This window comes from Saprospiraceae bacterium (assembly GCA_016712145.1).
Lineage (GTDB): Bacteria > Bacteroidota > Bacteroidia > Chitinophagales > Saprospiraceae > Vicinibacter.
In genome coordinates, this window is the sequence record JADJRO010000001.1 from 756689 (window position 1) to 781549 (window position 24861).

Consider the following 24861-nt stretch of genomic DNA (forward strand, 5'->3'; position numbering starts at 1 on the left):
TTTAATTTTGGGTCCTAATTCAATACTAAAATGCGCATCTTCTTATTTATTTTCTGCTTACTATCAGCCAATCTTGCAGCCCAAAACCTTTTAACCCCGGAAATCCTATGGTCCCTTGGCCGGGTCAACGGAGAAGCTTTGTCTAAAGATGGTAAAAAACTCTACTACACTGTCACGAATTATGATGTTCAAAAAAACAAAGGAAATACCCAGCTTTACTCATTAGAAATCAGTACAGGAAGTACTGAAAAAATTTCTGAAGCGGATTCGTATGCCGGAAATGCTTGTTTTGACAGTGGAGGTAATTTAATTTATTCAAAAGACGGACAGGTCTATCATCAATTACTTCAAAAATCACTTAGTTCCCGCGATTTGGAGTATTCAAACCTACTTCCCTCACCCAACGGCCAATGGTTGGCATTTTCACGATTGGTAAAAGTCAACACCCCAAAGCCTGACTTATATCCTGACTTACAAAAATCAAGTGCTTTGATTTATGATGATCTTATGTTTAGGCACTGGAATGTTTGGGAAGACGGCTATTCTAATCATGTTTTTATTGGTCGCATATCACCAGATGGCGTTCAAACGGAAAAAGATATCCTGTTTAAGGAACCGTACGATGCACCTACCCTGCCAGATGGCGGTGTAGAGGACTATTGCTGGAGTGTAGATAGTAAATTTCTTGCCTATGTGTCTGTAAAGAAAATGGGAAAAGAATATGCAGTCAGCACCAATTCTGATATTTATTTATACGATAATACGACTGGTAAAACCAGCAATGTCAGTGAAGGCATGTTGGGATATGATAAAAACCCTGTTTTTTCTCCTGATGGCAGATATTTAGCATGGACGAGTATGGCACGAGATGGTTATGAGTCTGACAAAAATGATATAATTATTCTTGATCTTAAATCAAAAATCAAACAAAAGCTAACAAACAATTGGGATGAAACAGTTAACCAATTTTTATGGTCCAAAGATTCTAAGTTTGTTTATGCATCAGTACCCTATCGAGGTACCGTCCAGCTTTTCTCAATGAGCATCCCTGAAAATCAGGAACAAGCGGTTCAATTCAAAAAAATAACTAACACAGAACATGATTATAGCAATCTTATTGGAATTCACAATCAGACGCTTTATTGCCACCGCACAGATATGAATCATGCTGCAGAACTTTTTGCAATTGATATTGTATCAGGCAATGCCACTCAATTGACACATATTAATACGGCTATTTATGAGAAGCTGAAAATGCCAATTGTCCAGAAGAAATGGATTAAGACAACGGATGGAAAACAAATGTTAACCTGGCTTATTTTACCACCAGATTTTGATTCAACCAAAAAATATCCAACCTTATTGTATTGTCAGGGAGGTCCTCAATCAGCGCTAAGCCAATTTTATTCATTTCGATGGAACTTTCAATTGATGGCTTCAAATGGTTATATCATCGTTGCTCCAAATCGCCGGGGTATGCCGGGTTGGGGTTCTGCCTGGAATGAACAAATTTCAGGCGACTGGGGAGGCCAATGCATGAAAGATTATCTTGCTGCTATTGATCAGGTGTCTGAATCCCCATACATCGATAAAAACAGACGCGGTGCTGTTGGGGCCAGTTTTGGAGGCTATTCCGTATTTATGTTGGCTGGAATTCATAAAAATCGCTTTAAAACCTTCATTTCACACTGTGGAACTTATAATTTAGAATCCTGGTATAGCAGTACCGAAGAATTATGGTTTGCAAATTATGATTTGAAAGGACCATCCTGGGCCAAGAAAAAATCTAAATCCTACGATAAATATTCACCTCATAAATTGGTTAATAACTGGAATGCACCGATTTTAATAATTCAAGGTGGAAAGGATTATAGAATCCCTGATACACAAGCATTTGAAGCATTTACGGCTGCGCGAATGCACGATCTCAAAGCCAGGCTACTTTACATTCCAGACGAAGGACATCACATTCTGAAAGTTCAGAATGGTCTGGTCTGGCAACACGAATTTTACAGATGGCTGAAAGAGACCCTTTAAAGCATTATTTTTGCTTAAATTTATCATATGCCCGAGGTTTTAAGTCCGACTAAGAATAAAATAGCTAACAAAGTTTCCGGTGAATTCACAAAAGAGACCTGGATGCTTTGGTATGAAACCATGCTTCGCATCAGACGATTCGAAGAACGCACGCTGATGATGTACTCACAGCAAAAAATTAGAGGTTTTTGCCATGTATACATAGGTCAGGAAGCGATTGCAGCTGGAATGATTACCGCAATAAATAAAGAGGATGCCTTGGTTACAGCCTATCGCCAACATGGAAATGCCATTTCAAGAGGAATCCCAACAAAATTATGCATGGCCGAACTTTTTGGCAAAGAAACCGGGGTTGTTAAAGGGAAAGGAGGATCTATGCATTTCTTTTCAAGACAACATCGCTTTTTTGGCGGCAACGGGATCGTTGGTGCACAAATTCCAATTGGTACGGGAATAGCCTTTGCTGAAAAATATAAAGGAAGCACCAATATTTGCGTAACCATGTTTGGAGATGGCGCTGCCCGTCAAGGAGCGCTTTACGAATCATTTAATATGGCAATGAGTTGGAATCTTCCTATTCTCTATATTGTTGAAAACAATGGCTATGCAATGGGCACATCCGTTGAACGCACCAGCAATGTGTCCGATTTATATAAAATAGGCCGAGCATTTGACATGCCATCAGAATCAATTGATGGCATGAGTCCTGAAGCTGTCCATTTAGGCATCGGCAAGCTGCTCAACACATTAGAAGTGGCAAAGGACCCTATTTCCTTGAGATCAAAACATATCGCTACAGGGGTCATTCCGTTTCAGATCCTGGAAATTACCGGTCAAAAGAAGAAGTTGAACAATACAAGGCCATCGATCCCCTAATCGTAACGGAAGCAAGAATTTTAACAAATAAAATTGCAGATCAGGCTGAATTAGATCAATTAAACGAACAAATTAAACTTGAAATCGATGCAGCCGTTGAATTTGCTGAAAACTCAGATTTTCCAAGCCCTTCCAGTTTATATGATGATAATTATGTCGAATCAGACTACCCTTTTATTCGTGACTAGTTAACATGCACTTTAGTAATATTTAATCCAATTTGAACTCCTTGTATTAGTTTTGCGGAGTTTTTTATTAAATACAATATATGGCAAAAGGTTATCGTACCGGTGTGACCCCGAAAAATGTTAGATCTGCACAATCGCAGGATGAAACTTTGATTGATATTGGACAAGTTAAACATCAGGCCGAAGATTTTTATGAGAAGCATAAAATGACCATTTTAGGCATTTTGATTGGGCTCATTGTACTAATTGGTGGTTGGCTGGGTTATACGTATATGTATCAGGAACCAAAAAACATTGAGGCTATGGAGCAAATGTACCAGGCTGAATTTTTATTTGAAAAAGATTCTTTTGAGATGGCCCTCAACAATCCTGGAGGTGGCTTTGCCGGATTTGCTGAATTGTCTGAAACCTATTCATCTACAGCTGCTGGAAACCTAGCAAAGTATTATGCTGCAATTTGTTGTTTAAATCTGCATAAATACGAAGAAGCTAAATCGTATCTAGAAAGTTATAAGGCTTCCGGAGATTTAATGCCTATTTTGAAAAATGGAGCTTTGGGTGATGTTTATGCAGAATTGAATGATTTTGAAACTGCATTAAAATATTACCAAAAAGCAGCAAGTGAGGAAAACGAATTTCTTACTCCTGTAAATCTTAAAAAAATTGGCCTTTTGAAAGAAAAATTAGGTGATAAGGAAGGTGCATTAAAAGCATATAAAGAAATCAAAGAAAAGTACGCTGAATCTCCAGACGGAAATAATATAGACAAATACATTATTCCCATGGAATAATCCAATAATTATGGCTGGAAATTTACCCAGCTTATCAAATTTGACAAGCTCCGAACTAGAACTAGCTAAAGAATTTAGCTATGGGATTGTTGCATCCCTATGGAATCCTACCATTACAGATCAATTAGTGCAAGCTGCTTTGGAAACGTTGCAAAGTTGCCAAGTGCCTGCAAGTGCGATTTACTTAGAAAGAGTTCCAGGTTCATTTGAATTGCCTTTAGCAGCGCAATGGCTTTTAAACACTAAAATGCCGGATGCCCTTATTTGTCTCGGCTGCATTATTAAAGGCGAAACTCAACATGATGAATTCATTGCACATGCAATTACGGATGGTATCATGCAATTAAACCTTCGATTTGATAAACCGGTTATTCTGGGTGTTTTAACAGTCAATTCAATGCAACAAGCAAATGAACGAGCTGGAGGAATATTGGGTAACAAAGGAACGGAGTCTATTTTGGCTGCTATTAAAATGCTAAGTTTACAACGAAGTTTAAATACTGCAGTTCAATCTAAAAAAACATGATTCAATCTATCAAAACCGTTCATACAGGATATTTTAAATTGGATGGCGGGGCTATGTTTGGCGTTGTGCCAAAATCTTTATGGTCAAAACTTAATCCACCTGACGAACAAAACTTCTGTACCTGGTCTCTCCGGTGTTTATTGATAGAAATGGAAAATAAGCGAATTTTGGTTGATTGCGGAATGGGAACGAAACAAGATGACAAATTCAGATCTTTTTTTCAACCTCATGGCAACACCGATCTAGTAAATGTTTTGGCACAGGATTCAATCATGCCAGAAGATATCACAGACGTTTTTTTAACCCATTTGCATTTTGATCATTGTGGGGGTGCTGTTAGCAAAGATTCCGATGGCAATCTGTTTCCGACCTTTCCAAATGCAGTCTATTGGTCAAACGAACGTCATTGGGACTGGGCAATAAATCCAAATGAACGCGAACGAGCTTCCTTTCTAAAAGAAAACTTCATTCCACTGCAACAACAGTCCAAAATTAAATTTATAGAATCCGATAAAACGTATCTGGAATGGTTACCAGGCATCGTAATTCGTTTTAGTTATGGTCATACAGAAGCTATGATGACGCTAGAGATGGAATGGAATGATCAAAAATATGTTTATTGTGCTGATTTATTGCCGTCTTCTTTTCATATTGGCATGCCTTACATTATGGCCTATGATGTTCGGCCTCTTGTATCTTTACAAGAAAAAAATTTTTATTAAGACAAGCTGTTGATCACAATCACATATTGATTCTGGAGCATGATCCAATTGCTCCGGCCGTTACAGTAAAAATATGATGAACGAAATCGCATTGTCATGGATCGTATCATTCAATTATAGCATCAACTAGGTTTCCAATATGTTTCCTCAATTCCACATAGGTGATTGAGATATCTTGATAAAACAAACAAATAATCCGATAACCTATTTAAATAAATAATAATTTCCGAGTTGACCGATTCCAATTGGGCCAGGGATATCACTCTGCGTTCAGCTCTGCGACAAATGGTACGACACGTATGAGCGTGTGAACTGGCCTGACATCCTCCGGGCAGAACAAAAAACTGAAGGGGTTTTAATTCTTTTTCCATTTCATCAATCCAGCTTTCTAGTAACTTCGTTTTAGATTCTTCGAGAGCAGGTACTTTAACCAAATTATTATCAGGATCAGCCGCCAAATTTGAACCAATTACAAACAAATACGATTGGATTTCCAACATGCGATCTTTTAAATAAGCCTCTTTTATAAAATTATTTAATAATCCCAGAGCAGAATTTACTTCATCAATAGTTCCATAAGCTTCAATACGAAGATCATCTTTAGCTATTCGGCGACCTCCAAATAACGATGTAGTGCCTTGGTCACCCGTTTTAGTATAAATTTTCATTTGACATTCATTTGATCAGACTCAATCATTCCATCTCTTAATTTTACAATGCGATGTGCAAATTTTGCAATATCATTTTCATGGGTTACTAAGATAATTGTATTGCCATTTTTATGAATTAGATCTAGCATTGCCATAATCTCTTCACTTGTTTTTGAATCCAAATTTCCAGTTGGTTCATCCGCCAAGATAATTGCCGGATTATTAACCAAAGCACGAGCAATTGCAACTCGTTGCCTCTGCCCTCCTGAAAGTTCATTGGGTTTATGCATTACCCGGTCCCCCAAGCCAACTTGTCGCAATTTATCCATAGCTATTTCTTGTCGTTCCTCCTTATTCATCCCAGCATAAATTAAGGGCATGGCCACATTATCCAAGGCAGTCATTCTAGGCAACAGGTTAAAGGTTTGAAAAACAAAGCCTATTTCCTTATTTCTAATTTCAGCCAACTCATTATCGGAAAGTTCACTGACTAATTGATTGTTTAACAAATAACTGCCCTCTGTCGGACTATCCAGGCAACCAATTAAATTCATCAAAGTAGATTTACCACTCCCTGAAGGTCCCATCAATGCCAAATACTCATTTTTAGCAATGTTCAATTGAATCTTCTTGATTGCATCAATTTGTTCGTCACCCATAAAATAGGTTTTTCTAAGATCATGGAGTTCTATTATATTATTCGACATATTTTGCCACAATTAGCTGTAAAAGTAAATATTTCAGTTTGAACGTGCTTTATGTTCACAAGATCTGTTGTACCCAACAAAATTGGCACTTTCCCACGACAAATCCATTTCAAATAGAAATTCGGCTATAAAACCTGTACTAATTGCTTGTTTTTAACGATGAATGGCCTTTGTTTTAAACGACTTCTTTATTCCTTAATCCATTAAAATTTTGCATAAAAAGCCTAATTTGCAGATTCAAATTGTTTCTATGAAACACATTGCAATTGCTGGTAATATTGGCGCTGGAAAAACAACTCTTTGTGAATTGCTATCAAAGCAGTTTTCCTGGGATGTTTTATATGAGGACACGAGCATCAACCCGTATCTCAGTGATTTTTATTATGACATGCCAAGGTGGGCATTTAATCTACAGGTCTATTTTTTAAATAGCCGGTTCCAACAAATTGTTGAAATTCAGAAAGGGTCTAAAACGGTAATTCAAGACCGAACTATTTATGAAGATGCTCATATTTTTGCTCCTAATCTTCATGAAATGGGTCTGATGTCCAAGCGAGATTTTGAAAATTATTTTTCACTGTTTCAAATCATGATGAGTACAATTAAAGCACCTGATCTATTGATTTATTTAAAGGCTTCAATTCCTACATTAGTAAATCATATTCAATTAAGAGGCAGGGACTACGAAGGCAATATGAGTTTGGACTATTTAAAAAAGTTAAATCAACGATACGAACAATGGATTTCTGAATTTAATCAAAGTCCGGTGATTGTTGTAAATACGGATGAATTGGATTTTATTAATAATCCAGAGCATTTAGGCAAGATAATATCGGATGTGAGTTCTCAGATTTATGGTTTATTTTAATATTGCATTTTATATTCTAGCTAAAATATTAAAAGAACATGCAATAATCCTTCCTATAACACATCTTTTCGTTTAAAGAACCAAATGAGCAACATACTAAAGCCTAAAGAAAAAACAATTACTAAATAAAATGAAACCCATGAGTTCCCCAAATTCATTGGCATAGGTACGTTCATCCCAAAAAAACTGGCTACCAATGTTGGCACCATTAAAATTACCGTAATAACAGTAAGGCGATTAATGAATTTATTAAGGTTATTTGAAATGATAGAAGCATATGCCTCCATGGTTCCGTTTAAAATGTTGGTATATAATTGCGCAACCTCCCTGGCTTGATTATTATCGACAATGATGTCCTCAAATAATTCGCTTAAGTCTTCATTTCCTTTAACCGCAATAAAATCAGTCCGCTTCATCTTTAACTTCAAGAGTTCATTGGCACTGAGCGAATTCACAAAATAAACCAGACTTTTTTCAATTCGCAACAAACTTTGCAATTCTGCACTCCGGCTTGAATGATAAAGCTCTTGTTCAATGAGATTGCGTCTCATATTCAATTTTTTCAAATATTCCAAAAACAACCGGACTGTTTGTTCAAATATTTGAAGTATGAACAAAGTTTCGTTTCGAGGATTAAAATTTTTCACTTTATTGTCAAAAAATTTCTCAAGAACCGGATTTTCTACACTTGAAATTGTGATGAGTTTTCCCTGACAAAGAATAATACCCATTGGAACTGTAATAAAAATCGGGTCATTTTCCTTGTCTGATTCATTTATAACCGGTGTATTGAATATGATACTTCGGGCTTCATCGTATTTCTCATATCGGGCCCGCTCTTCAATATCAAGAGGGTCAGTCAAAAAGTCGGATTCGATGCCAAGTTTTGATGCAAATTCATCCAATTCACCATGAGCAAATGGAGGAGATAAATTAATCCAAGAGGACTGTTCTAATTCGAAAACTTCCCCACAGATATTTTGAGAAACTGCATAGTAACGGATCATCGCTTGTTTGTTCGCTTAAATTGCAACGCATTTTTAAAATGGAAATTTTCAGTTGCTAAATTACATCAAACAATTAATATTTTGATACTTTAAGCTAAGCAATTTACCTATTTCCAAACAACAAAATTCATGAATACCTATTGGTTTAAATTCCTGATAGTTACATATAGCTAATTTTCCCTTTTAACGAAACTTCAATGCCTGGACAGGCCGTATGGATTGTATAATTAAACTTGGAATGATCATACTTAAAAGTATAACTACAAAAAATATCAAATTCAAAATAATAATGGGAAAAACACTTAAATCAACCGGAGCGTAAGACAGATAATAATCACTTTCACTTAAATGAATCAATTGATACTTTTTCTGAATGAAGCACAATCCATATCCTATAATATTGCCGAGCAAAATACTCCAGGCTAAAATTCGAGCTGCATATCTTAAAAAGATCTTCCGTTGTTCCCATCGACTCATACCTAAAACAGTTAAAACACCGATCATATGCGTTCGCTCCAGGATTAATATCATTACGGTAGTCGCCATATTAATCAAACAAACTGCTAAAATCAAAAAAAGTATAAACTGCTTATTGGTATTTTGCAAAGCCAACCATTCAAATATATATGGATGTTTTTCTCTGATCGTTTCTGAATACCAATTTATCGGTAACATGTTTTCATATATATAATGATTTACTGATTCTGCCTGATTAATATCTTTGCAAAATAACTCCAGGCCGGTAACTTCCATGGGACCTTTGTGAATTAATTCCTGAAGCATTTTTATATCAACTAATGCAAATTTACGATCGTATTCTCCCAAACCTGTATTATAGATTCCAACAACTTTTAATTTTCGTTTGAGGCGTTCATTTTCAACAATAAAATTTAAAATCACAAATTGACCTGTATCCACATTGATGCGATTCGCAGTTTCCTCTGAAATCAATAGTTCACGTACCCAATTTGTGTTAGAAGTATCAAGTATTCTACCCTTTTTTAAAAAATCTTGGAAAAAATTCCAGTCAAAATCTGATCCAATTCCTTTAATAAACAATCCTTCAAATTCTGCTTTTGAGCCCACAATTGAAGGAAAAACCAAGAATCGTTGTAAATGCCGAATAGGTACTTCTGAAGAACCTGGTAGTTTTAATGTCTCTAAACTATCCAATAAGGTATCCGTAAGATTTATAGTAATTGGCTCAATACTACGTTTTGATTGAATGTCTGTAATGTGAATATGTCCCCAAAAACCAAATACTTTTTGAGCAATTTCTTTTTGAAAACCATTGTAAACACTCTGTGAAATAATCATTACGCTTAAACTCAGTGCAGTGGCTATGATAGAAATACGAATAATACTCCTTGTAAAGGACTTCCTAAAACTTAGAAAGGTTTTTCTTGAAATATATGCACTTAAATTCATGATGGTTGGATAAGTCGTTTACCATTATCCACTTATTTCTTGTAATTTTGCAAACTTACAATGTTTAATTTGAGTATGCAAAAAAATGGATTTTTAGACGAGTTAAGATGGCGTTCTATGTTGCAGGATTATACTCCAGGACTGGAAGAATACCTGGAAGGTGGAATCCGTACAGCATATATTGGATTTGATCCTACCGCTAAATCTCTGGGATTAGGAAATTATGTTCAAATTATGCTATTAAGTTTCTTGCAACGAGCCGGCCATAGACATGTAGTTGTCATGGGCGGAGCAACCGGTCGCATTGGCGACCCGTCTGGAAAGGATAAAGAACGTGAATTAAAATCCTATCAAGAGTTGGATGATAACATTCAGTTTCAAGTAAAGCAGCTAAAACAGTTACTCAATTTTGATGAAGGTCCAAATAAAGCAATCTTAGTCAATAACTTCGATTTTTATAAAGACATGAATGTGTTGGAATTCTTGCGGGATGTTGGCAAACACACAACAATAAATTACATGCTCTCTAAAGAATCTGTTAAGAAAAGACTCGAAACTGGCATTTCTTATACCGAATTTTCTTACCAGCTTTTGCAGGCATATGATTTTTATTGTCTGTATCAATTACATGATTGCCGTATACAAATGGGTGGTTCTGATCAATGGGGAAATATTACCGCAGGAACAGAATATATCGGAAAAGTAATCGCTAATTCCAAAGCTTATGCTGTGACAACGCCCCTTTTAACAAAATCAGACGGTAAAAAATTTGGAAAAACAGAATCAGGGAATATTTTTTTAGATCCAGCATTGACTAGTCCTTATAAATTTTATCAATTCTGGATAAATTCTGACGATTCGGATTTAAGTAAACTATTTCGCTATTTTAGCTTAAAATCGCAAGTAGAAATTGAAGCTTTAGAACTGGAGCATGCTTCTGACCTGCGTTCATTAAAAAAAATATTAGCTGAAGAAATCACCTTGAGAGTACATGGCAAAAAAGCATTTCAGGGAGCCATGGAAGTTTCAGAATTGTTATTTAACAAAGATTGTACTACGGATTTTCTTTATTCGCTAGAATCTGAAACCTATAAACAGCTGAAAGATGAACTTCCAAATTTTAGTCTTACTCGGGGACAATTTAATGAAAACAAAAATGTAATTAGTTTATTGTCAGAACATACAAGCATCCTGAATTCAAAGTCAGAAGCTCGAAGAGCGATACAAGGAAATGCAATTGGGATTAATAAGAGAAAAATAACGGATGTGGATGCCGATCTTTTAGAAACAGATTTAATTCACGGCAAATACATTATAGTTGATAATGGAAAAAAGAACAAGTTTTTAATAGAAATTCAATAATTCCAAATCCATGGAGCTGGGACGAGATTGGTTAAAAATAATATTTAGCAACCGCCTGGCTGGAACTAAACCTTGCATACCTGTTTCCTTTGAATTATTACAATTGGAAGCTTCTAAAAAACTCAGCAAGAACGCTTTTGATTATATTTTTACAGGAGCCGGAACGAATCAGGGAGTTACCAATAATCGGGAATCATTTAAACGCTATCGAATTAAACCTCACATGCTTCAAGGATGTGAAAATCCTTCTTTAGAAACTCAGATTTTTAATAATCGTTTTCCGCTACCTTTTTACTTTTCACCTATTGGAGTTCTTGAGCTTGCGCATTTAAATGCAGATTTGGAATTGGCCATAGCCGCTAAAAATACAGGACTCACCATGATTTACTCCAATCAGGCATCAAAATCCATGGAAACTTGCAGTTCGCTGTTAGGCACTTCGAATAAATGGTTTCAGTTATACTTTAGCAAATCAAGAGAACTTGTTGAAAGTTTAGTTTCCAGAGCTGAACAAAATGGGTGTACTGCCTTGGTTCTTACATTAGATACAACCACCATCGGTTGGAGGGTGATGGATTTAGAAAATGCATACCTTCCTTTTATATACGGCAAAGGCTTAGCACAATACACGTCAGATCCTGTATTTAATAAATTAATGAATTCCAATAAACACAATACTCCAACAAAATCAGTGAGTAACCGACCTGGATTCTTCGATACATTAGAAATTTTAAAATCCTATCCCGATACCCTATTGAACAATCTTAAAACCGGTAATTCCGTAAAAGCGATTCGATGTTTTTTTGACTTGTATTCAAATCCAGATTTATCATGGGATGATATCACGTGGTTACGCACCATTACAAAATTACCAATTGTATTAAAAGGGATCTTACACGAAGAAGATGCTCGAAAGGCATTGGACAGTGGAATTGATGGGATCATTGTATCGAATCACGGTGGGCGCCAAATTGACCAGGTATTTTCAAGCTTGGATGCTCTGCGTCAAATAAAAAAAATACTTCCTTCCTCGTATCCACTTTTATTTGATAGTGGAATCCGCAGTGGCACGGATATCTTCATTGCATTGGCTTTGGGTGCAAAAGCTATTGGAATTGGGCGTCCCTACGTATATGCCCTCGCATTAAAAGGTCATGTTGGAGTCGAAACTTTGGTCCAAAACCTTGCTTCTGAATTAATGATTACTATGAGTTTATGTGGTTGCAAATCAATTGAAACGATCACTTCTGATTTATTAACAGATTGATTCAAAAGAATTATTTTATAACACCATTTGGAATAAAATTTAAAGAAACAGAATTCATGCAATACCGCAAACCAGTTGGTTGGGGTCCGTCATCAAACACATGACCTAAATGACCTTTACAACGTGAACAAACAACTTCGATTCTCGACATTCCATGTTCATTGTCTTGTATTTCAGACACCAGTTTATTTTGAATTGGTTTTAAAAACTTGGCCATCCTGTTCCCGATTCAAATTTTTGATCAGATTCAAATAATGGTAAGCCGCATGCATTGCAAACATAAATTCCTTTGGCATGATTGTCCCAATACATTCCAGTAAACGCTCTTTCTGTTCCTTTCTCGCGCAATACATGATAGGCTTGAGGCGTTAATTTTTGCTTCCATACTTCTTCAGAAAATATAACAGGTACAATTTCTGAAGGGATCTGAACCTCCATATTATCTTTTTGTAAATTCTGTGTTGACCTCTGGTTTTTATGATTTTGTTGACAAGCCACCTGTTGTGAAACAAAGAATATCAATAAATAAAGAAAATTAATTTTCATCCTCAATCTTTTTATTTTGATTAACGGCCATCTCAACAATTTTACGAAGCAGATTAATAATTGTAATAAATACAATATACACCATGCTAAATACTAAAAGGATCCATGAATAGGTATCAACTTCGTAGACAACCTTCCCGGAAATCAGGGTATTCAATCCTACTACAACAAATAAACAGGCTACATAAGTAAAAATTGAATTTCTGAAATAAGTCATTTTATCTGCAGCCGTAAAACTAAAAATGCTGTTTATAATTATATAAAACAATAGAAATGCTGTTCCAAAAAGCCAACAAAATCGAACAACAAATTTTCTGTATTCGATCAGATCTAAAAATTTTAATATTAATAAGATAAATCCATATAAGGCTATTATTAATAGCGCTTGATACCCTGGTTTAATGTATTGCTTAAAAATGGAATTTTCCATTGTTTAAAATTCTGGTATGGCAATTAAATCATAGGCATCTGCCTTTATAATTCGTGCATTTACAAAATCTCCTATTCTCAAATAATTCATGCTTGGAGTTTCAAATAAAACATCATTGTCAACTTCAGGACTATCAAACTCGGTTCTGCCAAAATAATAATTATTTTCCTTTTTATCAATTAAAACTTTATAAACCTGGTTCAACTTCATTTGATTTAACTCATAGCTAATAGCCTCTTGGATCGCCATGAGCTCAGCAGCCCGGGCTTCTTTGATTTCTGGGCTGACGAGATCCCCTAATTGATATGCACTGGTATCTTCTTCCTGAGAATATTGAAACACACCCATTCGCTCAAATTTTGCAAACCGGACAAATTCACATAGTTCTTGAAAAATAGCATCCGTTTCTCCAGGAAACCCTACCAGAAATGTAGTTCGAAAATGAATACCCGGAATTTTTTCTCTAATTGTCTGTACCAATTGAATCGTTTCTTCTTTTGAAATTTGACGCTTCATGGTGCTTAAAATCGGATCGGAAATATGTTGAAGAGGCAAATCAATATAGTTACAAATTTTAGGCTCATCCCGAATGACATCCAGAATTTCCAATGGAAATTTAGAAGGATAAGCGTAATGTAATCGAATCCACTCAATGCCATCTATAGCTGCCAATTTTTGAAGCAATTCATTCAATGCTCTTTTTTTATAAAGATCCAATCCGTAATATGTCAATTCTTGAGCTATTAGAATGAGCTCTTTGACTCCATACCTTGCTAAATGCTTTGCCTGTGAAACCAAATCCTCTATCGGCACCGAACGATGCTGACCTCTCATCAATGGAATTGCACAAAAGCTGCAGGTTCTATTACAACCTTCAGAAATTTTCAAATAGGCAAAATGTGCTGGTGTCGTGACAATTCGCTCCCCCTACCAGTTCCTTTTTATAATCAGCATTTAATTTCGCAAGCAAGCCTGGCATTTCCATGGTCCCAAAAAATGCATCCACCTCAGGAATTTCTTCCTCCAGACTGTCTTTATATCGTTGGGACAGACAACCGGTAACATACAATTTCTCCAGTTTGCCTTGCTTTTTTAAATTGGCGTATTCAAGGATGGTATTGATCGATTCTTCTTTGGCACGGTCTATAAATCCGCAGGTATTTATAACCACTGTTTGAGAGACCTCTTTGATGGGGTTATGTTCCACCTCAAACTGGTTGTATTTAAGTTGCGTAATGAGGTTTTCTGAATCTACCCAGTTTTTTGAACAACCTAGTGTAACAATCTGTATTTTATTGGATATTTGTTTCTTGGTTTTCAATTTTAAATTTAGGCAAAGATAATAAGTTACCAAAAAATGGGTTTCCTTAATATGAAGATTCGCTTCCTTGTGGTTTTAATGACTATTGTATTAATCCAAAAGTCTTCAATTGGGCAATATGGCTTCCATTTGGAAGCTGGAGCGGTACTTTTTTCAATTCCATCCGGAAATCAACAGTACCTGATCAAAAACACAAGCCACTTTGGCATTGGGCCGTCTTATTGGTTTCGAATAAAACCCCGAAGAATTGAATTCAATCCTGCTTTAATATTTGATTACACGAAATCGAATGAGCTATCAAACGCCTTGAGTTTAAAAGAAATCCAATTTAAATTATCTGTTCCAATCTTGTTTTATCCAATGGATTTTGGCAATGATTGCAATTGTCCGACATTTAACAAACAAGGACAGTTTTTTAAAAAAGGGTTTCATTTTATTTTGAATCCCAATATTGCTTATAACAAACAGACTTACAAAACGGTTACTGACCCAGTTGCAAATTCAGCTTTATTGTTTTCGATTGGTATTGGAGCGGGTATTGATATTGGAATAAATCGAGCATGGACATTTAGTCCATCATTTGTTTTAAGTAAATCATTTAATGATGAATTCTTACTAAAAGACAGTGGTTTAATTGAAAAAGACTTATCCCTCAGTCGATACCAGGCAAATTTACTGCTTCGATTTCTCTGGTATCCTCGTAAAAAACGGTATTAATCTAAATTATTTTATTTAGCTTTTTTCTTGCGTTCCTTTTTTACAAACGCAGTAGGTATTTGCTCCTGAATAATCGATTTAATATCCTCCAAAGTCATCTTAGCAGCTTGATCAGCCGTAATTCTTTGACCCTCTTTCTTTGGAAAATTGATTAATTTTTTTCCATATTTTATGTAAGGGCCCCACCTTCCGTTTTCAACGGTTATTTTATCTTCATCAAACTTAAGTATAAATCGATTTGCTTCTTTTACTTCTTTTGCGTCGATTAAAGGTTTAACATCATCCAAATTCAATTTTTCAAAATTGATTCTTTTGGAGTACGTTTACAAATATTCCATTCCATTTTACAAAGGGCCCAAACCGTCCGGTACCTTTGGTTACTGGTAATTCCTTATAATAGCCAATAGGAGCATCTTCTTTTTGCTTTTGTTTTATAATTTCAATTGCAGTTTCTTTTGAAATTTCTAGAGGATCCAGGTTTTTGGGTATAGAAATAAATTGCTCACCAAATTTAACATAAGGGCCAAATCGACCTGAACCAATTGTCACATCTTGATTTTCGTGTTTTCCAAGATCCCTTGGTAGTTTAAAAAGCTCTAAAGCTTCTTCAAAACTTATGGTCTCCATACTTTGTCCAGGTTTGAGATTCGCAAAGACTGGTTTTTCATCTTCTTTCATCTCATCCCGATCCCCCAATTGAACCACAGGACCAAAGCGAGTCAATTGTACTAATATTTTCTTTCCAGTTGCCGGATCAATTCCTAAATCTCTTCTTCCTTTAGCGCGCTCACCCTGTTCCATAACCACATCCACATTTTTGTGAAATGGCCAATAAAAATCATCAATCATTTTAACCCAGTTTAACTTGCCATCTGCTATTTCGTCAAATTCTTGTTCGATTTCAGCAGTAAAACTGTAATTAATTACATCAGGAAAATGCAAGGCTAAATAATCACAAACGATCATCCCGATATCTGTTGGATATAAATGATTTTTTCCAGCGCCTGTAATTTCAGTCTCCTTTATTTCAATGATCTTTTTTTGTTCCAATTTGATAACCTGAAATGCTCGTTCCAATCCGGGTCTGCTTTCTTTCACAACATAACCCCGATTTTCCTCCATAATCTTACTAATAGTGGGCGCATAGGTTGAGGGTCTTCCAATACCTAACTCTTCTAATTTTTTAACTAAGCTTGCTTCTGTATATCGAGCCGGTGGTCGTGTATATTTTTGGGTTGCTGTAATATTGAGATAATTCAAAAGATCATGCACTTTTAAAGGAGGCAGAATGGATGCATTTTCTTCATCTTCATCATCTGACGATTCAAGATATAATTTCAGAAAACCATCAAAAATCAATACTTCTCCAGTTGCTTGAAAAAAATGATCTTTCGTTTTAGAAATCGCAATATCAACCTCTGTTTTTTCAATTTCAGCAGCAGCCATTTGCGACGCCATTGCGCGTTTCCAGATTAATTCATATAATTTTTGTTGGTCGGTATCCTCTCCCGCATTTCGCAGGTCCATATAAGTCGGACGAATGGCTTCGTGTGCTTCCTGCGCAGACGCGTTTTTGGTTTTATATTGCCGCGTATGCACATATTGCTTACCAAATTGCTTCTCAATTTCTACAGCCATTTCATTTAAAGCCGTTTCACTTAAATTGGTAGAATCCGTTCGCATATATGTAATCCAACCGAATTCATATAATTTTTGAGCATTGCTCATGGTTCGGTTTACTCCAAAACCCAGTTTTCTACTTGCTTCTTGTTGTAAGGTTGATGTTGTAAATGGGGGTGCCGGATTTCGTTTAGTTGGTTTTACGGCTACTTGCGATACCACGTAATTCGAATCACTGCACAATTCTAAAAATTGCCGGGATTCTTTGGCCGTTTTAAATTTATGATTTAATACAGCCTTTATTTGTTGCTTGTTTTTTCCATCCGCACTAACGAAAAAAGCATCAATTTTAAAATAGTCCTCTGATTGAAATTCCTGAATCGATCGTTCCCGATCCACAACTAACTTTACTGCAACCGACTGAACCCGACCTGCAGAAAGTTTATTTCGTACTTTTCTCCATAATATTTCTGACAATTCAAACCCCACCAAACGATCCAATACGCGTCTGGCTTGTTGAGCATTAACCAGGTTAAGATCTACCGTCCTTGGATTCTTTACTGCCTTTTGAATGGCTTGTTTTGTGATCTCATGGAATACAATTCGATTGACTTTCTCAGGATTTAGCCCTAAAACTTCACATAAATGCCAACTAATAGCTTCCCCTTCTCGGTCTTCATCCGTTGCTAACCAAATTTCATCGACTTTGGCTGCCCAATCCTTTAAATCCTTTACTACTTTGGTCTTTTCAGGCGACACCACATAGTTTGGAGTGAATTTCTGATTGATGTCTATTCCTTTACTTCCTTTGTCAAGGTCACGAATATGGCCATAGCTGGACTTTACTTTAAAATCCTTGCCCAAATATTTTTCAATCGTTTTTGCTTTGGCGGGTGACTCTACGATTAACAGCTTACTTGCCATTCAGTGCTAATTTTTCATTTAAAATCGGGCAAAGCTATAAATTTTTGAGAACTAGGATTTTTTTTTCAATGGGAGTTCCGTGCTGAATTCATACTGAAATTAAGCTGTTTCATCACTATATGTTGCAACTAAATTCAGCATAATGACTTGATAATCAATTTCTAACTGGCTTTTTCGCGATGGTATCAATTATAAATTTACTCAATTTTTTTGCGAAATCTGATTTTCTTTGAATTATATAAGTATCGATCAATTTCTGATCATCCAAAGCCTGTTTGTTCAAATGTCTATACCAACAACGGATTAACAAATCCTCCATATCATCAGGAAATGACAATCCTCTTGATTTCAAATAATAGGCCAAGCGACTCCCCTCTTCCAATCCCCAATTTATTTGCATCCATCGGCCTAAATTAAAATGCAACTTACTAGCGATGCTGTCTTCCGGAAGCTCTAATAAGCTTTTAGCTACTTTATCATCTGTAAGCCGGTCTAATTCAAGCATAGCTTCTTCAATATTTAAGGGGATGTAAACATCATTAATCCGTTCGAGTTGAATACGAGCCTGATACATCTTTTCATACTCTTCAGGGGTATTCTGAGCAACAACATAAACACCCATGATCATGAACAAAATCAAATTAATGCTATTTATCTTCATATGATTCAAGAACGTACAGCATTAAATTTTAGTTTAATTTGTCCAATCATTTGCTGTCAATTTAACCCATTATGAACTCGGGTAAAAGCTCTACGAATTTCCCTCTATTCAAAATTGGAATCGTTTTAAGCTTGACATTAAGCTGTTTATGGTTAATACAAGACTATTTTGCCTCATTCCTTTGTTTGTTGATCCCAATGCTTGCACTTACATTGATGGCAATCAGTTTCGTCGCTGAATTTTTTGAAAAATCAAATCTTCCCACTTGGTATTATCGCTTGATGTGGATCCTGGTACTGATCCCTCTTGCATTGCTTTTTATATTTGGTAGTATCAGCCATTTGCAATTAGACTGGACAAGGATTCATTAAATACTTGCTTTCACTTTTAATTATGAACGCAATCCTAAATAAATCAGATTTTGCTTAAATGACAATTAAGCGTCAAACCCCTAGCCTATTCGTAGTTCCAATTCAAGGTTTAATCAGAACTAGTTTGGTGCAATGTTCATGCAAGAATCGCACAATTCGTTTCAAAGTTATAGACCTAAATCAAGGCAATGAATTTTAAATAAAGTAGTTTGCTGTAAAATAACTGCTGTTTTCATTCAATAACATTGTATCGATTATTCTTTATTTCTACAATTCTAATAAAGCTGTTTTCATAAAAATCAGGGACATCTGGTGAAGTGTTATTCGTTTTGTACACTGGTTTGATTTCAAATTCTGTTTCCAGTGGTTTGAATTGTTGTTTTAGGTTTTCAATTTGAAATGGCAATTCTGATTTTAATAATGCTCCAATTAAATATTGGGCAACATCATACCCTTCCAAAGCATCATCTCCAGGGAATTCTCTATATTCATCAAAATACTTCCGTCTAAAATTTTTAATATCTGTTCGCGATTCATCTGTAAAATTACTTATCGACAATCTTACATTTAAGGTATTTATAAAATCAAAAATGTCTGTCTTTAATTCTGTCCATTTGGATAAGCCGTAGATATAAACCGGCTTCGTTTTCTTTTCTGCAGAAACCCTTCGCAAAAATTGGTAAATGTAATTTTCATCTTTAGAAGAAGCCATTGGCAATATAAAAACTGTTGGGCCGTCTGCCTTTAAATATTTTTCTAAAATTGGTTCAATGGATTTCGATAAATCTTCTTCTGAAATAATTTCTTCCTGAATTAAGTCTTTTCCGGTAAATCCTTCATTAAAATATTTTGCCCTGGAATCAACTTTCGACTTACTCACCAAGAAAATATTATCTGCATTAAAATGCTTTCTGGCATGTTCATTGATTTTTTGAAAATGAGCATTCAAACCTGGTTTCAGTTGAAGATAATATTGATTTTGATCTGTAATTGTTGAGCTACTTATCCAAGGACTTACCAACATGGTTTTATTTTGTTTTGCCCAATTGGCTGCAAATTTTAACGATTCTGTTTTATATGGGCCTATTATTAAATCCGGAGTATTTTTAACTCGTTCTTGCAGTAATTTTTCGGTGTGTTCAATTTCCCCTGAATCAAAAACATCAAGAAAGACAGGAACTTCAGATTTATTCTGAAACTCATTCAATGCCATTTTCATTCCTGCATAAAACTGTACAAATCTCAAATTGGTAGCATTGATTTTATTGACGATGGTGTCTTGTTCACTTACTTTAAATGGGATCAAAGCTAAAATATGAATGGGTTTCATCGCCTTAGAAACCTTGTTTTTGTCATCTTTCGGAAGACTGTCTACTTTATTTGTTTCCGGTTTAGATTCATGTTTTACGATATCTTCTTTCCAATAAATCGTATCAATCTTATTGGGTAGCGTTTTCCCAGGAATCTCTTTTGAACTGGTTCTTGATTAGGAGGCCGGGGTACTGAAGTTTTTTTCCTAGCCGTTCCGCAGGAAAATAACAGGGCACAACACAACCAGTTCAGTTGTTTATTCCCATTCAATCGTTGCAGGAGGCTTCGAACTAATATCATAAACAACCCGGTTTATACCTTTGACTTGATTAATAATTTCACTGGATATTTTAGCAAGTAGGGAATGTGGAATCTCAGAAAACTCTGCTGTCATCCCATCTGTTGAATTTACAGCTCTCAATGCAATGACTCGTTCATAAGTTCGTTCATCACCCATGACCCCTACGGTATGGATTGGAAGCAGTACGGCACCTGCCTGCCATATTTTGTCATAATACCCGTGATCTTTAAGATTATTGACATAAATATGATCCGCTTGTTGGAGCAATAAGACTTTATCTTCTGTAACATCACCTATTATACGTATTCCCAATCCAGGTCCAGGAAAAGGGTGACGATTCAAAATATCTGAAGGCAATTCCAAGGCTTTACCGACTTCCCTGACTTCATCTTTAAAAAGTAGTTTTAAAGGTTCAATAATTTTTAAGTGCAAGGTATCGGGCAAACCACCAACGTTATGGTGCGATTTTATTGTAACTGAAGGACCATATACCGAAACAGATTCTATAATATCGGGATAAATTGTTCCCTGACATAACCATTTGACTTCTGGAAAATTTGAAGCCGCTTGCTGAAATACATCAATAAATACTTTTCCGATAATCTTTCGCTTTCTCTCTGGGTCAGCTTCTCCTTTCAAAGCATCATAAAATAATTTACGGGCATCTATCCCTTTAACATCGAGACCCAGATCCTTATAAGTATGCAAAACCTGATCAAATTCATTGAAACGCAACAAGCCATTGTCTATAAAAAAACAATGCAATCGATTGCCAATCGCTTTTTTCATTATCAAGGCTGCTACAGAAGAATCGACCCCTCCGGAAAGTCCTAAAAGGACATGCTCATCTTGAACAGATTCGCGAATCTGTTGAATTGTTTCGTCTATATAAGATTTTGTTGTCCAGTTGGATTGGATACCGCATATTTTTTTAAGAAAATTACCAAGCATGACTTTACCAAATAAAGTATGCATTACCTCCGGATGAAACTGAAACGCGTATATCGGAAATTTTGACTTGGTTGCTTTTAGCGCTGCAACAGGAATGCTATCCGTCGAACCAATAATTTGAAAATTACCTGGAATGCTGGTAATTGTATCACTATGTGACATCCAAACCTGAGATTCAGGCTTTACATCATCCCAAATTGGATCTGAAATTAATTGCTTCAATTGGGCACGTCCATATTCTCTTTTGTCAGAAACCTGAACGGAACCTCCAAGAGTCGAAGCCATTAATTGAGCACCATAACAAATGCCTAAAACAGGATATTTATTAAACAAATCTGTAAAATCAACTGTCGGATGGTTCGAGTCTCTTACTGAGCTTGGACTTCCTGATAAGATGACTGCAGCAATGTGTTCGTCATCGGGTACAGGTTTATGGAACGGAATGATTTCACAGTAAATTTCAAGTTCACGCACACGTCGGGCAATTAGTTGTGTAACCTGTGACCCAAAATCTAAAATAATAACTTTATCCATAAAGAAACCCTATGATCTTTAAAAATACCAAGTAGAACTATAAATTCAAAGCTCTGCCCTCCTTGACAATCTTTCCTTCGGAATCCAATTGTTTCAACAATTTGTCCAACACCCCATTTACAAACTCCTTCGACTTGTCTGTACTATACGTTTTTGAAAGTTCCACATATTCATTAAGTGTAACTTTTGCAGGGATTGTTTTAAAGTTGGTCATCTCCACGACGCCCATTTTTATAAGAATCATGTCAATCAAAGCAACACGCTCAGAATCCCAGTTCTCTAAAACTGGATTTATCAATGCCTCAAGTTCCTGATCTTGTTTGTGCGTATTTTCCAATAAGAATTTTCCAAAAACTTCTACTGTGTCATCGTCCGGGATATGTTCTTCATAAATAGGACCCGATTTAGGTAATATTTTCAAAGTCTCTTTAAGGGCCCCAATAACCAATGACTTATCATCTGTCCAACCACAAAACCGGTCATCCATGATTTCATTAAAGACCTCATTTTTTCTACAAAACCGGTAAAGCTCAAGTAAAATCTCAACATGATCTTCATTAGTAGATTCACTGCTTAGGTATTTTTGATACGCCTCTTCTTTGCAAAATTCCTTGTAGATTTTTCTAAACAGATCCTCATCCAAACCTTCTCCACATTTTTCTTCCTTAAATTTCGCCTGCAACACTTTATTGTTTACAAGGCTAGTTATCAATGGATTAGAAAATATTTTATCTGTAAAAAGTTTATCCTCATCCGTTTTAATGTGTTTGGTAATGCGGTTTTTTGAGTCTTCCGCGGCAAAGGAGCAAACTTTAATAATGCAATATAAGTTCAATAAATACAGACGAAAGGAATCCTGTATTGTAGAATAATATGCATTTACAGCATCCCTGAAGTTGAGATCTCGATCCTGGGCCAGACTATACAGTTGTTGCATCACTTTGACGCGAACATTCCTCCTACTCAGCATGTAGCGTTACGGCTTTTATTTGGCACAAAAGTAAGCCGATTTATGAATTAAAGAAATTAAATAAAGCTGTAATTTGTTATCAGCAAGCAAAGAGCACTACCCAAATCCCAAGATTTGAACTGATAACAAGATCATTAAACAGCACGCCTGTATCTGATTTCAGCAAACCTTTACTTAATAAATCTTAGTACCGTGTCCATTTAAATATTTATTCCTCAATTCTGTAGGCTCTGGTAGTTGCTTATAATGCCATTTTTGGATAATCTGACCATTTTGCATCAGTAATAAACCTGGATTGGACCTCATGATGGTTTTTAACAAGAGATCATCTGCTTCATAACATGGAAAATCTATCCCAGCAGCCTGTTTCAAATCGGCAATTCCTTCTTCAGTCAATGCTCCGAATATAGCTGATGACATCGCAAGATCTTTTACGCTATCCAGCAATGGCAATATGGAGGATTTAAGAATTTTTAAATAGTCTTCATTCCACTCATACTTATTGCGTTTAATCGTCTTTGCTTCTGTTCCGGCAAAAACACGTTCTATTCTTATAGAATCTTTTTTCTTCGTTTTAATTAAAATGGTATCCATTCTGAATACTGAATCCAACCGTTCTTCTTTGATAGAAACACTGGTATATTTAACTTTTGGGCTTATAATAACCAAATTATATTTTGTTTCATCAAGGAATGATTCCGTTGCGGGATTTCCATCTAAATACAAAATTTCAAAATCAGAAATTTTAGTCCTTGGAATTTTTGGCTCAGACTTAATTTGATCTAATGTTTCCCAACTTGCTTTAAAATTTGGATTATTTTTAAATGAATCTAAAAAGTCCTTTGCCGGAACTTCCAATTCATGTTTATCAATTTTACTTCTGACTTTATAAGCGAGTATTTCGACATCTGCCATTGCTTTCTGCTCAGCCGCAAGCGTTGTCTTGATATTTACGCCATTTTTAAAGGGTCTGAAATCTATTATAGGTTCGTTCCAAACAAAATTACTAAAGCAAAACAAACACAATGCAAGGGTGCTCACAAAAGTAATCCCAGTTCTGATTATCGGACTGAAGATCTCATGACAATGTTTCCATCTAAAAATAAACCAAAGTGCAGGAATCATTAAAATAAGGTCTTTTATAAATGATATTTTAGGTTCCAGTTTAATAAAATCACCAAAACAGCCACAATCTGTTACGCGCATTTGGTTTTTATTATATTCAGTCCATTTTGAAAATTCAAAAAAGTTAGCATCTGTTGGAACATAGCCTGTCAAATAAGTAAATCCTGTTAAAACAGTGAAAAACACCATAATTAAAAAGAATAGCCAGGAACCAAGTCGTTTCTGGTACCCTATGATTAACATAATGCCTAAAACGATTTCAAGAACAATCATAAATACAGAAAAACTGATCGCATGCTGTGAAAACCATGGAAAAACCGGAGCTAAAAATTTTAGGAAAGATCCTTTACAGGTATCTTCAAAAGCGGTAAAATATTGCTCCATTTTATAAGCGGTTCCCAATGGATCCACAGCCTTCACAAAGCCAGAAAACACAAAAAGGCAACCGGCAAAATTTTGTAAAAAGCTGTCTGGAATGCTTATGGACTTTTTATAAGCCCTTGCAACTAATAAAGTCAACAGCAAAGCTGCAATTCCTACATAAATAAATAAACTGAAAAGTGTCATTCTGGTATTGCTTTTAATTGAATAAAACCTCAAAGAAGTCCTTTGACCAAGCATTACATACTATTAAATGTCTCATTTACACA

Annotated in this window: 18 protein-coding genes and 5 pseudogenes; 10 read left to right on the forward strand and 13 right to left on the reverse strand. The window is 35.7% G+C overall.

What is annotated here, in order from left to right; translation table 11 throughout:
- The first annotated feature begins 30 nt into the window (after positions 1 to 30).
- The 5 genes and pseudogenes from IPK91_03290 (at position 31) to IPK91_03310 (ending at position 5217) form a co-directional block, all read left to right on the forward strand.
- Complete coding sequence (locus IPK91_03290) at positions 31 to 2037, forward strand: S9 family peptidase (GenBank protein ID MBK8296313.1); 2007 nt, start codon at positions 31 to 33, stop codon at positions 2035 to 2037.
- Positions 2038 to 2064: 27 nt separating this feature from the next.
- A pseudogene (pdhA, locus tag IPK91_03295) lies at positions 2065 to 3101 on the forward strand (pyruvate dehydrogenase (acetyl-transferring) E1 component subunit alpha).
- Positions 3102 to 3181: 80 nt separating this feature from the next.
- On the forward strand, positions 3182 to 3892 hold the full coding sequence (locus IPK91_03300) for a tetratricopeptide repeat protein (GenBank protein ID MBK8296314.1): 711 nt from the start codon (positions 3182 to 3184) through the stop codon (positions 3890 to 3892).
- 10 nt (positions 3893 to 3902) lie between these two features.
- Positions 3903 to 4418, forward strand: coding sequence for a 6,7-dimethyl-8-ribityllumazine synthase (locus IPK91_03305; GenBank protein ID MBK8296315.1), 516 nt, complete (start codon positions 3903 to 3905; stop codon positions 4416 to 4418).
- Positions 4415 to 5217, forward strand: a pseudogene (locus tag IPK91_03310) (MBL fold metallo-hydrolase). The gene IPK91_03305 and the pseudogene IPK91_03310 overlap by 4 nt, the downstream one beginning before the upstream one ends.
- A gap of 45 nt (positions 5218 to 5262) precedes the next feature.
- On the opposite strand, the gene IPK91_03315 reads toward IPK91_03310, so the two are convergent.
- Entirely contained in the window at positions 5263 to 5808 is a 546-nt protein-coding gene (locus tag IPK91_03315; GenBank protein MBK8296316.1) for a cob(I)yrinic acid a,c-diamide adenosyltransferase, read from the reverse strand.
- Positions 5805 to 6485, reverse strand: coding sequence for an ABC transporter ATP-binding protein (locus IPK91_03320; GenBank protein ID MBK8296317.1), 681 nt, complete (start codon positions 6483 to 6485; stop codon positions 5805 to 5807). Before IPK91_03320 ends, IPK91_03315 begins: the two co-directional genes overlap by 4 nt.
- A 262-nt stretch (positions 6486 to 6747) precedes the next feature.
- On the opposite strand from IPK91_03320, the gene IPK91_03325 reads away from it, so the two are divergent.
- The gene (locus tag IPK91_03325; protein ID MBK8296318.1) at positions 6748 to 7365 is read left to right on the forward strand and encodes a deoxynucleoside kinase; all 618 of its coding nucleotides are present in this window, start codon (positions 6748 to 6750) and stop codon (positions 7363 to 7365) included.
- Between the two features lie 53 nt (positions 7366 to 7418).
- Here the strand turns inward: IPK91_03325 and IPK91_03330 are convergent, their stop codons facing one another.
- Both IPK91_03330 and IPK91_03335 read right to left on the reverse strand, forming a co-directional pair.
- Complete coding sequence (locus IPK91_03330) at positions 7419 to 8372, reverse strand: magnesium transporter CorA family protein (protein ID MBK8296319.1); 954 nt, start codon at positions 8370 to 8372, stop codon at positions 7419 to 7421.
- Positions 8373 to 8555: 183 nt separating this feature from the next.
- The gene (locus tag IPK91_03335; protein ID MBK8296320.1) at positions 8556 to 9800 is read right to left on the reverse strand and encodes an ABC transporter permease; all 1245 of its coding nucleotides are present in this window, start codon (positions 9798 to 9800) and stop codon (positions 8556 to 8558) included.
- A gap of 75 nt (positions 9801 to 9875) precedes the next feature.
- Here IPK91_03335 and IPK91_03340 point away from each other — a divergent pair, with 75 nt between their 5' ends.
- Both IPK91_03340 and IPK91_03345 read left to right on the forward strand, forming a co-directional pair.
- Complete coding sequence (locus tag IPK91_03340; GenBank protein MBK8296321.1) at positions 9876 to 11162, forward strand: tyrosine--tRNA ligase; 1287 nt, start codon at positions 9876 to 9878, stop codon at positions 11160 to 11162.
- 10 nt (positions 11163 to 11172) lie between these two features.
- Positions 11173 to 12429, forward strand: coding sequence for an alpha-hydroxy-acid oxidizing protein (locus tag IPK91_03345; protein MBK8296322.1), 1257 nt, complete (start codon positions 11173 to 11175; stop codon positions 12427 to 12429).
- 10 nt (positions 12430 to 12439) lie between these two features.
- Here the strand turns inward: IPK91_03345 and msrB are convergent.
- From msrB to rimO, 3 genes and pseudogenes are all read right to left on the reverse strand, one after another.
- Positions 12440 to 12975 (reverse strand): annotated as a pseudogene (msrB, locus tag IPK91_03350) (peptide-methionine (R)-S-oxide reductase MsrB).
- The gene (locus IPK91_03355) at positions 12965 to 13405 is read right to left on the reverse strand and encodes a hypothetical protein (GenBank protein MBK8296323.1); all 441 of its coding nucleotides are present in this window, start codon (positions 13403 to 13405) and stop codon (positions 12965 to 12967) included. The pseudogene msrB and the gene IPK91_03355 overlap by 11 nt, the downstream one beginning before the upstream one ends.
- A 3-nt stretch (positions 13406 to 13408) precedes the next feature.
- Positions 13409 to 14726 (reverse strand): annotated as a pseudogene (gene rimO, locus IPK91_03360) (30S ribosomal protein S12 methylthiotransferase RimO).
- A gap of 51 nt (positions 14727 to 14777) precedes the next feature.
- On the opposite strand from rimO, the gene IPK91_03365 reads away from it, so the two are divergent.
- Positions 14778 to 15443 (forward strand): hypothetical protein, encoded by a 666-nt coding sequence (locus tag IPK91_03365; GenBank protein ID MBK8296324.1) that lies wholly within the window; start codon positions 14778 to 14780, stop codon positions 15441 to 15443.
- An 11-nt stretch (positions 15444 to 15454) separates the two neighbouring features.
- Here the strand turns inward: IPK91_03365 and topA are convergent.
- Positions 15455 to 17987: pseudogene (gene topA, locus IPK91_03370) on the reverse strand (type I DNA topoisomerase).
- A gap of 154 nt (positions 17988 to 18141) precedes the next feature.
- Positions 18142 to 18627 carry a hypothetical protein gene (locus IPK91_03375; GenBank protein ID MBK8296325.1) on the reverse strand — a complete coding sequence of 162 codons (486 nt, stop codon included), beginning with the start codon at positions 18625 to 18627 and terminating at the stop codon, positions 18142 to 18144.
- Positions 18628 to 18719: 92 nt separating this feature from the next.
- On the opposite strand from IPK91_03375, the gene IPK91_03380 reads away from it, so the two are divergent.
- Complete coding sequence (locus IPK91_03380) at positions 18720 to 19019, forward strand: hypothetical protein (protein ID MBK8296326.1); 300 nt, start codon at positions 18720 to 18722, stop codon at positions 19017 to 19019.
- A 232-nt stretch (positions 19020 to 19251) separates the two neighbouring features.
- Here the strand turns inward: IPK91_03380 and IPK91_03385 are convergent, their stop codons facing one another.
- The 4 genes from IPK91_03385 to IPK91_03400 all read right to left on the reverse strand — a co-directional run bounded on the left by IPK91_03385 (position 19252) and on the right by IPK91_03400 (position 24832).
- A complete protein-coding gene (locus IPK91_03385) occupies positions 19252 to 20349 on the reverse strand; it encodes an amino acid ABC transporter substrate-binding protein (protein MBK8296327.1) in 1098 nt (365 codons plus the stop codon).
- A gap of 237 nt (positions 20350 to 20586) precedes the next feature.
- A complete protein-coding gene (gene guaA, locus IPK91_03390; GenBank protein ID MBK8296328.1) occupies positions 20587 to 22116 on the reverse strand; it encodes a glutamine-hydrolyzing GMP synthase in 1530 nt (509 codons plus the stop codon).
- Positions 22117 to 22153: 37 nt separating this feature from the next.
- Entirely contained in the window at positions 22154 to 23086 is a 933-nt protein-coding gene (gene nusB / locus IPK91_03395; GenBank protein ID MBK8296329.1) for a transcription antitermination factor NusB, read from the reverse strand.
- A gap of 174 nt (positions 23087 to 23260) precedes the next feature.
- The gene (locus IPK91_03400; protein MBK8296330.1) at positions 23261 to 24832 is read right to left on the reverse strand and encodes a DoxX family protein; all 1572 of its coding nucleotides are present in this window, start codon (positions 24830 to 24832) and stop codon (positions 23261 to 23263) included.
- Positions 24833 to 24861: the final 29 nt, after the last annotated feature.

Excerpts from the sequence above, each read along its gene's own strand:
- IPK91_03290 (MBK8296313.1), top strand. The coding sequence starts at position 31 with ATGCGCATCTTCTTATTTATTTTCTGCTTACTATCAGCCAATCTTGCA.
- guaA (MBK8296328.1), bottom strand. The coding sequence starts at position 22,116 with ATGGATAAAGTTATTATTTTAGATTTTGGGTCACAGGTTACACAACTA.
- IPK91_03355 (MBK8296323.1), bottom strand. The coding sequence starts at position 13,405 with ATGGAAAATTCCATTTTTAAGCAATACATTAAACCAGGGTATCAAGCG.
- IPK91_03345 (MBK8296322.1), top strand. The coding sequence starts at position 11,173 with ATGGAGCTGGGACGAGATTGGTTAAAAATAATATTTAGCAACCGCCTG.
- IPK91_03305 (MBK8296315.1), top strand. The coding sequence starts at position 3,903 with ATGGCTGGAAATTTACCCAGCTTATCAAATTTGACAAGCTCCGAACTA.
- IPK91_03335 (MBK8296320.1), bottom strand. The coding sequence starts at position 9,800 with ATGAATTTAAGTGCATATATTTCAAGAAAAACCTTTCTAAGTTTTAGG.
- IPK91_03365 (MBK8296324.1), top strand. The coding sequence starts at position 14,778 with ATGAAGATTCGCTTCCTTGTGGTTTTAATGACTATTGTATTAATCCAA.
- IPK91_03300 (MBK8296314.1), top strand. The coding sequence starts at position 3,182 with ATGGCAAAAGGTTATCGTACCGGTGTGACCCCGAAAAATGTTAGATCT.
- IPK91_03330 (MBK8296319.1), bottom strand. The coding sequence starts at position 8,372 with ATGATCCGTTACTATGCAGTTTCTCAAAATATCTGTGGGGAAGTTTTC.
- IPK91_03340 (MBK8296321.1), top strand. The coding sequence starts at position 9,876 with ATGCAAAAAAATGGATTTTTAGACGAGTTAAGATGGCGTTCTATGTTG.
- nusB (MBK8296329.1), bottom strand. The coding sequence starts at position 23,086 with ATGCTGAGTAGGAGGAATGTTCGCGTCAAAGTGATGCAACAACTGTAT.
- IPK91_03385 (MBK8296327.1), bottom strand. The coding sequence starts at position 20,349 with ATGAAACCCATTCATATTTTAGCTTTGATCCCATTTAAAGTAAGTGAA.
- IPK91_03380 (MBK8296326.1), top strand. The coding sequence starts at position 18,720 with ATGAACTCGGGTAAAAGCTCTACGAATTTCCCTCTATTCAAAATTGGA.
- IPK91_03325 (MBK8296318.1), top strand. The coding sequence starts at position 6,748 with ATGAAACACATTGCAATTGCTGGTAATATTGGCGCTGGAAAAACAACT.
- IPK91_03400 (MBK8296330.1), bottom strand. The coding sequence starts at position 24,832 with ATGCTTGGTCAAAGGACTTCTTTGAGGTTTTATTCAATTAAAAGCAAT.
- IPK91_03315 (MBK8296316.1), bottom strand. The coding sequence starts at position 5,808 with ATGAAAATTTATACTAAAACGGGTGACCAAGGCACTACATCGTTATTT.